14 protein-coding genes are annotated in these 12,750 nt (G+C 71.1%); 6 read left to right on the forward strand and 8 right to left on the reverse strand.

Features of this window, described 5'->3' with window-relative positions; all coding sequences use genetic code 11:
• Positions 1–35 precede the first annotated feature (35 nt).
• Entirely contained in the window at positions 36–629 is a 594-nt protein-coding gene (locus tag ACFC96_RS43335) for a YdeI family protein (RefSeq protein WP_376618039.1), read from the forward strand.
• 135 nt (positions 630–764) lie between these two features.
• Here the strand turns inward: ACFC96_RS43335 and ACFC96_RS43340 are convergent, their stop codons facing one another.
• Positions 765–1,655 carry a glycoside hydrolase family 19 protein gene (locus tag ACFC96_RS43340; RefSeq protein WP_376618041.1) on the reverse strand — a complete coding sequence of 297 codons (891 nt, stop codon included), beginning with the start codon at positions 1,653–1,655 and terminating at the stop codon, positions 765–767.
• A 244-nt stretch (positions 1,656–1,899) separates the two neighbouring features.
• Here ACFC96_RS43340 and ACFC96_RS43345 point away from each other — a divergent pair, with 244 nt between their 5' ends.
• Positions 1,900–2,058, forward strand: a complete 159-nt coding sequence (locus ACFC96_RS43345; protein WP_376618097.1) for a potassium-transporting ATPase subunit C — start codon at positions 1,900–1,902, stop codon at positions 2,056–2,058.
• Between the two features lie 69 nt (positions 2,059–2,127).
• Here ACFC96_RS43345 and ACFC96_RS43350 read toward each other — a convergent pair whose 3' ends face one another.
• Positions 2,128–2,328 (reverse strand): hypothetical protein, encoded by a 201-nt coding sequence (locus ACFC96_RS43350; protein WP_340459325.1) that lies wholly within the window; start codon positions 2,326–2,328, stop codon positions 2,128–2,130.
• 205 nt (positions 2,329–2,533) lie between these two features.
• On the opposite strand from ACFC96_RS43350, the gene ACFC96_RS43355 reads away from it, so the two are divergent.
• Together ACFC96_RS43355 and ACFC96_RS43360 are read left to right on the forward strand one after the other, a co-directional pair.
• The gene (locus ACFC96_RS43355) at positions 2,534–3,499 is read left to right on the forward strand and encodes an aldo/keto reductase (protein ID WP_376253630.1); all 966 of its coding nucleotides are present in this window, start codon (positions 2,534–2,536) and stop codon (positions 3,497–3,499) included.
• Positions 3,500–3,585: 86 nt separating this feature from the next.
• A complete protein-coding gene (locus ACFC96_RS43360; RefSeq protein WP_376253798.1) occupies positions 3,586–4,254 on the forward strand; it encodes a formylglycine-generating enzyme family protein in 669 nt (222 codons plus the stop codon).
• Between the two features lie 87 nt (positions 4,255–4,341).
• Here ACFC96_RS43360 and ACFC96_RS43365 read toward each other — a convergent pair whose 3' ends face one another.
• Entirely contained in the window at positions 4,342–4,533 is a 192-nt protein-coding gene (locus ACFC96_RS43365) for a CsbD family protein (protein ID WP_376253633.1), read from the reverse strand.
• A gap of 276 nt (positions 4,534–4,809) precedes the next feature.
• Here ACFC96_RS43365 and ACFC96_RS43370 point away from each other — a divergent pair, with 276 nt between their 5' ends.
• Positions 4,810–5,334: a hypothetical protein gene (locus tag ACFC96_RS43370; RefSeq protein WP_376618043.1), complete on the forward strand. Its 525-nt coding sequence runs from the start codon at positions 4,810–4,812 to the stop codon at positions 5,332–5,334.
• A gap of 327 nt (positions 5,335–5,661) precedes the next feature.
• Here ACFC96_RS43370 and ACFC96_RS43375 read toward each other — a convergent pair whose 3' ends face one another.
• Positions 5,662–8,052, reverse strand: coding sequence for an ATP-binding cassette domain-containing protein (locus ACFC96_RS43375; protein WP_376253638.1), 2,391 nt, complete (start codon positions 8,050–8,052; stop codon positions 5,662–5,664).
• Positions 8,053–8,185: 133 nt separating this feature from the next.
• Positions 8,186–8,536: a VOC family protein gene (locus ACFC96_RS43380; protein WP_376253641.1), complete on the reverse strand. Its 351-nt coding sequence runs from the start codon at positions 8,534–8,536 to the stop codon at positions 8,186–8,188.
• Between the two features lie 343 nt (positions 8,537–8,879).
• On the opposite strand from ACFC96_RS43380, the gene ACFC96_RS43385 reads away from it, so the two are divergent.
• Positions 8,880–10,973, forward strand: a complete 2,094-nt coding sequence (locus tag ACFC96_RS43385) for an AAA family ATPase (RefSeq protein ID WP_376618044.1) — start codon at positions 8,880–8,882, stop codon at positions 10,971–10,973.
• Positions 10,974–10,990: 17 nt separating this feature from the next.
• Here ACFC96_RS43385 and ACFC96_RS43390 read toward each other — a convergent pair whose 3' ends face one another.
• The 3 genes from ACFC96_RS43390 to ACFC96_RS43400 are packed head-to-tail and all read right to left on the reverse strand — an operon-like array spanning position 10,991 to position 12,662.
• Positions 10,991–11,488, reverse strand: a complete 498-nt coding sequence (locus tag ACFC96_RS43390; protein ID WP_356008737.1) for a nucleoside deaminase — start codon at positions 11,486–11,488, stop codon at positions 10,991–10,993.
• A gap of 53 nt (positions 11,489–11,541) precedes the next feature.
• The gene (gene cynS / locus ACFC96_RS43395) at positions 11,542–12,012 is read right to left on the reverse strand and encodes a cyanase (RefSeq protein ID WP_340460526.1); all 471 of its coding nucleotides are present in this window, start codon (positions 12,010–12,012) and stop codon (positions 11,542–11,544) included.
• A gap of 50 nt (positions 12,013–12,062) precedes the next feature.
• A complete protein-coding gene (locus ACFC96_RS43400; RefSeq protein WP_376618046.1) occupies positions 12,063–12,662 on the reverse strand; it encodes a carbonic anhydrase in 600 nt (199 codons plus the stop codon).
• Positions 12,663–12,750 lie beyond the last annotated feature (88 nt).

A 12,750-nucleotide genomic window follows, 5' to 3' on the forward strand; every position in this document is an offset into this window, starting at 1 on the left:
CCGATGGTCGTCGCGGCGGCGGTACGCTGCGCCCCATGGACGGGACGGGTGGGGAGTACGGGGCCGACGGGGTGGAGATCATCGCTTTCCGGGACGCCGAGGCGTTCGAGAGCTGGCTCGGCGAGCACCACACGCGACAGGAAGGTGTGTGGGTCAAGGTCGCCAGGAAGAGATCCGGTGTCCCGTCCGTCACGGACGACGAGCTCGTGGACATCGGGCTGTGCTGGGGCTGGATCTCCGGCAGGCGGTGCTCCCGCGACGAGCGGTACTACCTCCAGCGGTACGTGCCGCGCCGGGCCAGGAGCCTGTGGTCGCGGGTGAACGTCGACAAGGTCGCGGTGCTGACCGCCGTCGGCCGGATGCGCGAGCCCGGTCTCGCCGAGGTGCGCAGGGCGCAGGAGGACGGACGGTGGGCGGCGGCGTACGAGTCGCAGAAGACGGCGACGGTGCCACCCGACCTCGCCGCGGCGCTCGACGCGGCGCCCGAGGCCAGGAAGGCGTTCGACGCGCTCGACAGGTCGGGGCGTTACCAGGTGATCCTTCCGCTGCTCCAGGCCCTCACCCCTGAGGTGAGGGGCGCTCGGCTCCGCAGGGCCGTCGCCAAGCTGCTCGACGACGAGCCCGGATAGCCCGACTTCGTTGCCGGGCACGTCACTTCGCACCTTCACCTGGCGCGCCTCGCGACCTTGACGAGACCGCGGGGCGGGCCTGGTGAGTTCACGGCCCGCCCCGCGGCGGCATGTCACGTCACATGCGGTGACGTGTCAGCAGCTCAGGTTGTCGCCCGGTGTGGTGCCCAGGATCTGGACGAACGCCTTGTACCGGTCGATGCGGCTCTGGACCTGGCCGGGATTGCCGCCGTTGCACTCCAGGCTGCCGTTGATGGAGCGGATCGTCTCGCCGAAGCCGGCGCCGTTCACCATGGCGTTGTGCGGCGTCATGGTGCCGGGTCCGCTCTGCGTGTTCCAGTACCAAAGGCCCGTCTTCCAGGCCACGGCCGCGTCCTGTTCCACGAGGTACGGGTTGTGGAGGAGGTCGATGCCGAGCGCGTCGCCCGCGGCCTTGTAGTTGAAGTTCCAGCTGAGCTGGATCGGGCCGCGGCCGTAGTACGCGGCGGTGCCGGCCGGGCAGCCGTAGGACTGGCTGCTGTCGCAGTAGTGCGGGTAGTTGGCGGTGTTCTGCTCGACGATGTACACGAGCCCGCCGGTCTCATGGCTGACATTGGCCAGGAACGCCGCGGCCTCCTGGCGCTTGACCGTGTCACTGCCGGTGTTCGCGAAGCCGGGGTAGGCGCTGAGCGCGGCGGTCAGCCCGCTGTAGGTGTAGAACGGATTCCGGTTCGGGAACATCTGGTTGAACTGCGCCTCGCTGACGACGAAGCCGGACGGGTCGGGGTCGCCTGGGTCCGTCTCGCCGCCACCGCAGGCGCCTTGGTCCGCCCAGACGTCGGAGGTGCCCGGGGTCTCGTTCTGGGTCCACCACTTGGCGTTCCAGTTGTGCCCGTTGTACGAGGCCGACCCGCCGCCCGTGTAGACGGACGAGGAGTTCCAGGGTGCGGCGCACGCGGCCGCCGATGCCGTGGTGGCCGGGCCGATGACGACCACGGCGCTGACCGCGGCCAGGGTGGCGACAAGACTCGTGACGCGTTTGATCATGCCAACGCTCCTTCGGCGCGGCGCGAGTTGGGGGTCCGGCGCCGCCATGGGGGTGCCGGCCACTCAAGCGAACTTGGTCTGGACCTGTCAAGGTCTAGACCAGAAATGGCCGCTGTGGTGGCGCGGACCGAAGGCTGCGGCGCAACCTCGGGATCTACGGGCTCGACGGTCTGATCACGCCGTTCATCGGCATCAATGCTCCGGCCCCGACCCGGACATCTCTCCCGCCTAGGCGGACGTCGAGATCCGCCGTGTCGCGGAGAAGCGCGGCCTGTCCGTCCGTCAGGTGGACAAGCTCGTCGAGGAGCACACCAGCAGCCGCAACCTCGGCTTCATGGGCGAGCCCTTCGTCAACATGCTCGAACTCGACATCGTGCTCAAGGACTTGGCCGCGAAGAGCTGACCGCGACCCGGACAGGACGGAAGCCGGCGGCTCGGGAAACCCTCCCGCTGCCACCGGCTCCCGTACGCGCTAGAGCGAGCCCTGTCCGCCGCTGGTGAGCGCGGGCGAGTGCGTCTGCTGCGTCGGCATGGCGCGCGGCAGCGGCGCCGGCATCACCCGTTCCAGATCCCGCAGGGTCTGTTCGGCTGCGGCACGGACCTGGGCGGGGATGTCGCCTCGTTCCTGGATGAGCCGACTGTAGATCGGAGCTTCGTGCTGTGCGGCCCACACGTCGAGACTTCCCTCTTTCCTTGGCTGGCGACGCCCCCGGCACCGGAGGAATCAGCCAACGAGTCTACCGGTGACCTGTCCGGCGTAGGCAAAGTGTCCAAGTCGGGGGACGCGCGACCCCGGAAGAGGGTATGGATCGTCGGGACGCTTCCGGGCGCCGGCTTCGATGCGGCCCGGGCGAGGAGACTCGACGTGGAGGTCGAAAGTGCGCTATCGGGAACTGGGCCGCAGCGGAATGTCCGTGTCCGAGATCGGCTACGGCGCCTGGGGCATCGGCGCGTCCGGGTGGGTGGGCGCCACCGAGGACGAGTCCCTACGCGCCCTGCACCGGGCGGTCGACCTCGGGGTGAACTTCATCGACACCGCCCGCGGCTACGGCGAGAGCGAGCGGATCGTGGGCCGGGTCGTGCGCGAAAGGGCGGGCGACGAGGTACTGGTGGCGACCAAGGTGCCGCCGTTGAACAGGATCTGGCCCGCGCCCGACGGCGTCGACCCCGCCGAGGCGTTCCCCGGCACCCACATACGCGAGAGCGTGGAGACCAGTCTGCGGGTCAGTGGCCTCGACCACTTCGACGTGGTGCAGTTCCACGTCTGGAGTGACGAGTGGGTGGGCCGGGGCGACTGGCTGCAGACGGTCGAGGAGCTGAAGAAGGAGGGGAAGATCCGCCTGTTCGGCGTTTCCGTCAACGACCACCAGCCGGACAACGCACTCGCCCTCGTACGCAGCGGCGCCGTCGACACCGTCCAGGTCATCTACAACATCTTCGACCAGGCACCCGCAGACGCGTTGCTGCCCGCCTGCGCAGAACACGGCGTCGGTGTCATCGTGCGCGTGGCGCTGGACGAGGGCGGCCTCACAGGCCGGGTCACCGCAGGGGCGACGTTCCCCGAAGGCGACTTCCGCGCCCGCTACTTCCGCGACGACCGGCCGGCGCAGGTCGAGCGGAAGGTCGCCGCCATCGTCGCCGACCTCGGCATCGCACCCGACGAGATCGCCGAGAACGCGCTGCGCTTCGTGCTGAGTTCGCCCGCCGTCTCCACCGTCATCCCCGGCATGCGCACCGTGCGCAACGTCGAGCGCAACACGGCCCTGAGTGACGGACGGCCGCTGACCGCCGACCGACTCGCCGTGCTGGCGCGCCACCGCTGGCAGCGCAACTTCTACGCGTGATCCCTATGGAGAGGGGGGAGAAGACGGAGAGGCTTCACGAGGTGCACCCCGCGACCGACTCCACCGCCGACACCGTCGCCGACGGGATGGTGCGCATCCCCGGTGGCGCCGTCGATCTGCGGGACGACCGGCGCGGCACGCGCTGGACGACGGACATCGCTCCGTTCCTGCTCGGCCGCCATCCCGTCACGGCCGACCTTCTTCGCTCCGCCACCGGAACCGATCCCGCTCCCGGCATGAGCGGTGCCACGAGCGGCGCCACGAGTGGTGCCTCGCCGGTGACGAACGTCAGTTGGCTCGACGCGATCGACCTCTGCAACGCCATTTCGGCGTGCTCCGGTCTGACACCGGCCTACACCCGCGACGCGTGCACCGGCGAGGTGACATGCGACTGGGACGCCGACGGCTACCGTCTGCCCACGGAGGCCGAGTGGCAGTACGCGTGCAAGGCGGGAACCGAGGGTTACCGGTACGGGCCGATCGACGCCATCGCCTGGTACGCGGACAACTCCGGTGGCGGAGTCCGCGATGTCGGCGGAAAGGCCCCCAACGCATGGGGGCTGCACGACATGCTCGGCAACGTCTGGGAGTGGTGCTGGGACCTCTACGACGAGGAGGTGTACGGCGCGTACCGCATCTTCCGCGGTGGGGGCTGGGCCGAGTCGGAGCGTGGCTGCGGGGCCTCGGTGCGCCGTCGCAGCCACCCGACGTTCGCGATCGACGACCTCGGGTTCCGGCTGGCCCGCACCGGGTGACGGCAGGGGGAAGCCCCCGCGCAGCACGCGCGGGGGCTTCTTCGAAACTCCGGCGCAGCACGCGCGGGGGTTTCGTCGAGGCTCGGGTCAGGAGCCGTCGCGACGGATGGAGTCCTGGACTCCGCGGGCGCGGTCGTGGGTTTCGCCCATGGCCTTCTTGGCCTCGCCCTTCGCCTGGTCGGCGCGGCCCGAAGCCTCCTTGCGGCGATCGCCGGTGACCTTACCGGTCATCTCCTTGGCCTTGCCCTTGACCTTGTCCATGCCGCCCTTGTCAGCCATTACGACTCCTTTGTCTTGTACGGGGGTCTTGCTCGACCAACGTAGAACGGCGGCACCGAAGCCGCGCGCCGGACGACTACGCTCCGTGAAGCTCACGGCAATTGAGCAGCTCAGGTGGGGTCCGGTCCGTGTGGCGCAGGAGCGTGCGGACGGTCACGCGGACCGGGACCTGGCGAAGTGCGGTGCTGCGCAGGGCGATGGCCAGGGGATGCGTCAGCTGTCGGCCCTCCGGCCCGCCTGCCGGGCGGCGCGGGTGACGTACTGGCCGCGTGGCCGGTGCTCCCCGTCGTAGCGGCGATCGCCGGTTCGACGATGGGCTCACGGGCGAGGGCGGCGGCGAGCACGACCGCGTTCTCCGGTGCCTGGCAGGCACCGGAGGCTGCGGTTCGGCGTCGAGGCGTGGGCGGTGTCGCCGAGGAGGGTGACGCGGCGGCCGACGTGCCGGCGGGCACCACCTCCGCGTACTACCGCACGCGGCAGGCGCTCTTCACTCCTCCGGTCCGGCGGCTCGTGGAACGGGACCAGACGGAGCTCCACGCGGAGGGGGAGGAGGTGCCGTCGCTGCGGGACATGGGTCAACTGGCGTCGCAGACAGCGGAGTTCATGGAGCAGGGGCGGGGGCTTCGGTCCCTCGCGTGTGATGCGCGCGCCGTCGGGAGCGTGCGCCATCCCGAGCCGGGGGACATCCTTGCCCCGCGCGAGAACGCGGCGCGCGACGCCGTACGCGAGGTGCTGTCCCCGCACGGAGCGGCGGACGCCGAGGACCGCAGGCTCACCCGTCGGCGTGCGTCGACGGGCTGATCCTCGGCCGACCGCTGTCCGGCGGCCGGGCCGTCGATCCGGAGACGCGTGGGCGCGTCGAGACAGCTCTGTCGTGACGCCCGTCCGACGGCGTCGCCGGTGCATGGCAGCGGCCGGTCGGTCGCGGACTGTTCCGCGAGGCGGTGCGCCCGCGGTCCGGTCCGGGCCGGACAGACATCGAGAAGGCCTGGATCCCGGCGGAGCCGTCGTCACGCGAACGGTCGGTCCGCAGGACGGTACGCCGGGATCCTCGCCTCGTCACGAGCAGGCGGCATGAGCGCCACCGACTCGCGTCCGACCCGGAGGGTGTCGGCCCTCGCCTCCCGATCAGCCGCCCACGTACGCCGCGAGGTGCTCACCGGTCAGGGTGGAACGGTCCGCGACGAGTTCGGCGGGCGTGCCCTCGAAGACGATCCGTCCGCCGTCGTGACCGGCGCCGGGACCGAGGTCGATGATCCAGTCGGCGTGGGCCATGACCGCCTGGTGGTGTTCGATGACGATCACGGACTTGCCGGAGTCCACGAGCCGGTCGAGCAGGCCGAGCAGCTGCTCGACGTCAGCGAGGTGGAGACCCGTCGTCGGCTCGTCGAGGACGTAGACGCCGCCCTTCTCGGCCATGTGCGTCGCCAGCTTGAGGCGCTGGCGCTCGCCGCCGGACAGTGTGGTGAGCGGCTGCCCCAGCGTGAGGTAGCCGAGTCCGACGTCGGCCATCCGCTGAAGGATCTTCTGCGCGGCCGGGGTGCGTGCCTCACCGGCGCCGAAGAACTCCTCGGCCTCGGCGACCGACATCGCGAGCACCTCGCTGATGTCGCGCCCCCCGAAGTGGTAGTCGAGGACCGAGGCCTGGAACCGCTTGCCCTCGCACTCGTCGCAGGTGGAGGCGACACCGGCCATCATCGCCAGATCCGTGTAGATGACGCCCGCGCCGTTGCAGGTGGGGCAGGCACCCTCGGAGTTCGCGCTGAACAGTGCCGGCTTCACACCGTTGGCCTTGGCGAACGCCTTGCGGATCGGGTCGAGCAGCCCGGTGTACGTCGCCGGGTTGCTGCGCCGCGAGCCGCGGATCGCGGCCTGGTCGACCGTGACCACGCCTTCCTGCCCGGCCACCGAGCCGTGGATCAGCGAGCTCTTGCCCGAACCCGCGACGCCCGTGACGACGGTCAGTACGCCGAGAGGGATGTCGACGTCGACGTCCTGGAGGTTGTTGGTGCTCGCGCCGCGCACCCCCAGCTTCCCCGTCGGTGTGCGCACCGTGGGCTTCAGCGTCGCGCGGTCGTCCAGGTGCTGCCCGGTGAGCGTGTCACTCGCCCGCAGCCCCTCGACCGTGCCTTCGAACACCACCTCGCCGCCCTCGGTGCCCGCCCGCGGGCCGAGGTCGACGACGTGGTCGGCGATCGCGATGGCCTCCGGCTTGTGCTCGACGACCAGCACGGTGTTGCCCTTGTCCCGCAGCCGCAGCAGCAGGTCGTTCATGCGCTGGATGTCATGCGGGTGCAGTCCGATCGTCGGCTCGTCGAAGACGTACGTGACGTCGGTCAGGGACGACCCGAGGTGGCGGATCATCTTGACGCGCTGTGCCTCGCCGCCGGAGAGCGTGCCCGCCGGGCGGTCGAGGCCGAGGTAGCCGAGTCCGATCTCCACGAACGAGTCGAGGGTGTCCCCGAGCGCCTTCAGCAGCGGCGCCACCGACGGCTCCTTCAGGCCCCGCACCCACTCGGCGAGGTCGCTGATCTGCATCGAGCAGGCGTCGGCGATGCTGATCTTCTTGATCTTCGACGACCGGGCCGCCTCGCTCAGCCGCGTGCCGCCGCAGTCGGGGCAGGACGTGAACGTCATCGCCCGCTCCACGAAGGCGCGGATGTGCGGCTGAAGCGAGTCGATGTCCTTGGACAGCATCGACTTCTGGATCTTCGGGATCAGGCCCTCGTACGTCAGGTTGACGCCGTCGACCTTGATCTTGGTCGGCGCCTTGTGGAGCAGGTCGTGCAGTTCCTTCTTGGTGAACTTGCGGATCGGCTTGTCCGGGTCGAAGAAGCCGCAGCCGCGGAAGATCCGGCCGTACCAGCCGTCGACGCTGTAGCCGGGGACGGTGAGCGCGCCCTCACTGAGGGACTTGCTGTCGTCGTACAGCGCCGTCAGGTCGAAGTCCGTGACCGAACCCCGGCCCTCGCAGCGCGGACACATGCCGCCGACGATGCTGAAGCTGCGCCGCTCCTTCACCTTCTCGCCGCCGCGCTCGACGGTGACCGCGCCCGCGCCGCTGATCGAGGCGACGTTGAAGGAGAAGGCCTTGGCCGAGCCGATGTGCGGCTCGCCGAGCCGGCTGAAGAGGATGCGCAGCATCGCGTTGGCGTCGGTGGCCGTGCCGACCGTGGAGCGGGCGTCGCCGCCCATCCGCTCCTGGCCGACGATGATCGCGGTCGTCAGACCGTCGAGCACGTCGACCTCGGGCCTGGCCAGCGTCGGCATGAAGCCCTGGACGAACGTGCTGTACGTCTCGTTGATCATCCGCTGCGACTCCGCGGCGATCGTGCCGAAGACCAGCGAACTCTTGCCTGAGCCGGAGACACCGGTGAACACCGTCAGCCGGCGCTTCGGGAGCTCGACGCTGACGTCCTTGAGGTTGTTCACGCGCGCACCGTGCACGCGGATCAGATCGTGGCTGTCGGCAGCGTGCAGAGCAGGTGACTGCGCCTGCGTCCCCTTGGCCATGGTCATCGTGTCTCCATCTGTTGCGCGGGGCCGCCCTCGCGGGCCCCGTCGGCGTCGCCCGGCTCGATCTAACCAGTTTCGAGCGGCCCGCCTGATGCTGTTCGTCTTCTGCCCGGGGCCCGGGCGGCCGGCCAGTGCGTCAGCTGTCCTGGAGCAGCCCGAGGACGTTGCCGTCGACGTCGGTGAAGGTGGCGACGAGGCGGCCGCCGCCGACGTCGTGCGCGGCCTCCTTCACCACGCCACCCGCGGCTGTGACCTCGGCGAGCTTCGCCTCGATGTCCGGCACGTGCCAGTAGGTCACCGGCGAGCTCATGCCCCCGCCACCGGGCACGAGCCCGATGTGCTGGCCCGCGACGTCGAAGCCGACGTAGTAGGGGGCGTCGGCCGTCGGCTCCGCGCCGAGCAGGGCGACGTACACCGCCTTGGCCTTCGCCAGGTCGGAGACGGGGTGCAGCACGGTCTTGATCCCCTGGGTGGAAGAGCTGGTCATGATCACTCCTGAAGACGGTGGATGTGGTCGCCGTCGTCCGGTTCGAGGACGGCGGGAGAGCTGCCGTGAGGGGCGCTGTCCACGGAGATCAGGCTAGGCGCCGCTCATGACCGGCGCTTCTCCAAAACTGCTCACTTCGAGTGGCCCTCCGCGCCGCCGTGAAGTCGGGCGCGCGTTCGACTGTTCCGCGCGAAGGGTGGACCGTCGCCCGGCGACGACACCCTGGGGCCGTTCAGGGCGTTGGGGTTGCCGTGGCGCAAGTGCAGTGACGGTTCTGCACAGGCTGGGCACGGGCTACGGATGGCGGCGGCGGTCGACGGACGAGGGCAGGAATGTGCGGAGCATGGCGGACGTGTGGACACGCAAGGGCGGCGACAGCGCGCCGGCCGCGGAGGACCGCGGTGAGGTGCCCGGTCCGCTGGTGGGCCGGGAACGGGAGTCGCGGGACCTGCGCGCGCTCCTGGAGAACCATCGACTGGTGACGGTGGCCGGCGAGGTCGGCGTGGGCAAGAGCCGGCTCGCCGCGGAGGCGGTCGCGGAGGTCGTGGCGCGCGGGGCGGGGGAGTGCGTGCCCGGCGCGGGCGAGGGGCGGCCGGCGGCGCAGGGGGCCGCCGGCGTCGGCGCGAAGGAGGCCGGGCCGCACATCATGGTCGTCCGCTGGCCGGAGGACGGGCAGAGCGCGGGGTGCGATGCCGGGCCGGGCTCGCCCGCCTCGCTGACCGCCGCCGTCATGGAGGCGGCGGCCGGGATCCGCGGGCGTCGCGCGGCGGCCGGTGTCGGCGCCCTCGCCGACCGGTTGCGCGCCGCCGACGTGCTGCTCTTCCTCGACGACGTCGATCCGGTCCATGCCGAGTGCGTGGGGATGGTGCAGACGCTGCTGGAGTTCGTGCCGTCGCTGCGTGTCCTGGTGACCTCGCGCCGGCCCCTCGGTCTGGGCGGGGAGGCCGTGCTGCGCCTGGCGCCGCTCAGCGCCGAGCCCGCGGACGAGCACGGCACCGCGCCTGCCGCGCAGCTGTTCCTGGACCGGTTCCTGGACCGGTCCCTGGAGCGGGGGGACGCCTCCTTCGACGCCGACGACGCCGATCTGAGCGCGGTGGCGGACATCTGCCGGTACGTGGGCGGGCTGCCGCTCGCGGTCGAGCTGGCCGCGGAGCAGGCCGCCAGGAGCAGCGTGGGGGAGGTCGCGGAACGACTCGAGGAACACCAGTGCTGGCTGAGCGCACCGGACATGGCGGCTCCCCGGCACCGCTCGCTGCGGGACGCCGTCGCCGCGGCCTACGTGCTGTGCGACCGCGACGAGCGGATCGTGTGGGCCCGCGCCAGCATCCTGGCCGGGGACTTCGACGAGTCGACGGCGGCGTTCGTCTGCGCCGGTGGCGGACTCGCCCCGGCCCGGGTGCCGGCCTGCCTGGCCCGGCTCGCCGCGGTCGGCGTCCTGACTCCGGTACGCGACCCCGGCGGCATCCGCGAACCCCGCTACCGCATGGCCCCCGTCTCCCGGGACTTCGGCGGCGAACGGCTGCGTGAGGCGAAGGAGTTCGACGTCGCCGCCGAACGCCGTGCGATCCACTTCCAGCGGGTGGCCGCCCTCGCCGAGAACCTGTGGAGCCTCGGCAGCCAGCCACAGGCCGTACGACTCGTCCTGGACGAGGCCGAAGGGCTCAGAGCGATGCTGGAGTACGCGCCCCGCCGGCCCGAAGTCGCGGCGGCGGCTCTGGAATCCGTCCTGAACCTGTGGTTCTGGTGGGCGGTCTACGACGCCGCCGACGAAGGGCGTCGCCATCTGCTGCGGCTGCTCCCGATGTGCCGCTCGGACAGCCTCCTGATCGCGCGCGGCCTGTGCCTCGCGGCCTGGCTCACGGCGTACGGCGACCCGGGCGGGGCGGGTGAACTGCTCCAGCACGCGTGGCCGGCCGCGGTCCTGGCCGGGGACGACGCGACCGTCGGGCGGATCGCGCACGTCCAGGGCATGCTGGCGCTCCACGAGGGTGACCTGGAACGGGCCATCCAGCAGTTCCACGAGGCGGCGAGCACGATCCCGCCGCACGTGTCCGGCGGTCTGCCGCCCGCGGTGAGCATGGCCGCCCTCGCCGTGACGCAGGCGGAGCAGTCGCCGCGGGCGGCGCGGCGGAGCGCCCGCCGGGCCCTGAGCCAGCCCGGCATCCGCGGTGACGCCTGGGCCTGTCTCGTCGCCCGGTACGCCCAGGCGTTCGTCGACCACAGCGACGGCCGCACCGGCAGGGCCCGCCTGCGGGCGCACCGCGCGCTCGCCGCCCTGGACGGCCGGCTGCCGGCACCGCAGGGCTGCGCCGCCCTGCGGGATCTGATCACCGACATCGACCGGGGGAGTCGTAGCGGACTGCCGGCGGCGACTGTGCCGAGAGGGCTCACGGGGGTGGCGATCCCCGCGCAGCCCGGCGGCGGCATCCTGCGCTGAGCCGGCGCGGGACCGCCTCAGGCCGTGGGCGCCCCGGGCACCCGGCGGCTGCCGCCGTTGCGCTCCTGCCACAGTCGGTACACGTCGACGGCGCTGTCGCGCGGCTCGTGACGCATGGGCAGGCGCCGCTCGGTGTAGTCCTTGGCGAACTCTCCGTAGAAGGAGTCGAGTTCGAAGTACTTGCGGTCGTCGACGTAGTGCGGCTCGTACGCGTCGCGGGTGGTGAGGAAGACGACCTCGTCGGGGGAGCAGTAGTACAGCGAACCCAGGCACATCGGGCATGGGTGGGCGAGGACGTAGATGGTGGCGCCGACCAGGTGCTCGGTGCCGAGCTTGCGGCAGGCGTCGCGGATGGCGAGGATCTCCGCGTGCGCGGTGGGGTCGGAGGTCTGGGCGACCCTGTTGGGGCTCTCGGCGAGGATCTCGCCGTCCTTGACGATGACGGTGGCGAAGGGGCGTCCGCCCTCTTCGACGTTCTGGCGGGCCAGATCGATGGTGCGCTGGGCGAAGTCCATGGGGTCCTCCGGGAAGTGGCGTGACCTGATGTGATGTCTGTTCTGACGAGAACTCAGAAGGGCTTCGTGGGCAGGTACTTGCCGTCGAGAGTGATCACCGCACGTTCGCCGCCCTCGGGGTCGGCGACCTTCTTCACGTCGAGCTTGAAGTTGATCGCGCTGATGATGCCGTCGCCGAACTGCTCGTGGACGAGGGCCTTGAGGGTGGTGCCGTAGACCTGGAGCATCTCGTAGAAGCGGTAGATGGTCGGGTCGGTCGGAATGCCGCCGGGGATCGAACCGCGCGTCGGGATGGTCTGAAGCAGCAGGGTGGCGTCCTCGTCGAGGCCGAGGAGTTCCGCGACGGCCTCGGCGGACGTCCGCGGAAGGGCGTGCTGGCCGAGCACGGCCGCGGTGACGAAGGCCGGTGACAGCCCGGCGGCGTCGGCGATCTGCTGCCAGGTGAGGTCCCTGCGGGTCTTGGCCTCGACGGCGGTGACGGCGAGGGTCTCGCGGGCGGTGGGGTCGAACTGGGCGTGCGGCATGGGGAGTTCCTCTTTCAGGGTTCGGTGTTTCTCGGTTCTGGTCGGCGCGCTCAGGCCGCGATCGCGGTGGCGTCGACCGGATGGACTGCTCCGGTGGCGATGTCGAACACCCAGCCGTGCAGCGTGAGCGTCCCTTCGGCCAGAGCGCGGGCCACGGAGGGGTGGGTGGCCAGGTTCCGCAGTTGTGCGGACACGTTCGCCCGCACCAGGGCGGCGACCCTGTCGGGACCCGACGCTTCCGGGACCGCGGCGGCCCGGGCCCGTGCGGCGTCCGCGTGCCGCAGCCAGCCGGAGACGACCGGCACGGCGCTGAGGTCGTGTTCCTCGGCCAGCGCGGTCATCGCCCCGCAGGCGGAGTGACCGCACACGACGATGTCGCGCACGTGCAGCACGGCGACGGCGTACTCGATGCTCGCCGCGACGCCGTCGGGGTCCGGCGCGTGGGCCGGGACCAGGTTTCCCGCGGTGCGGACGACGAACAGTTCGCCGGGTTCGCTCTGTGTGATCAGTTCGGGGACCACGCGGGCGTCCGAACAGCCGATGAACAGCGTCGTCGGGCGGTGGGTGGTCGCCAGGTGGGCGAAGAGCCCCGCCTTCGTGGGAAAGACGTCGCGGCGAAAGCGCGCGAGACCGTCCGAGAGGTCATGCATGGGTCACTCCCTTCGATGACTGCCGGCCCGTCGGGCTGACGAGATCCACCATGCATGACCAGCTGCTATAGCGTCCAAGACGCAATGA

Source organism: Streptomyces sp. NPDC055955 (genome assembly GCF_042270245.1).
Taxonomy (GTDB): domain Bacteria; phylum Actinomycetota; class Actinomycetes; order Streptomycetales; family Streptomycetaceae; genus Streptomyces.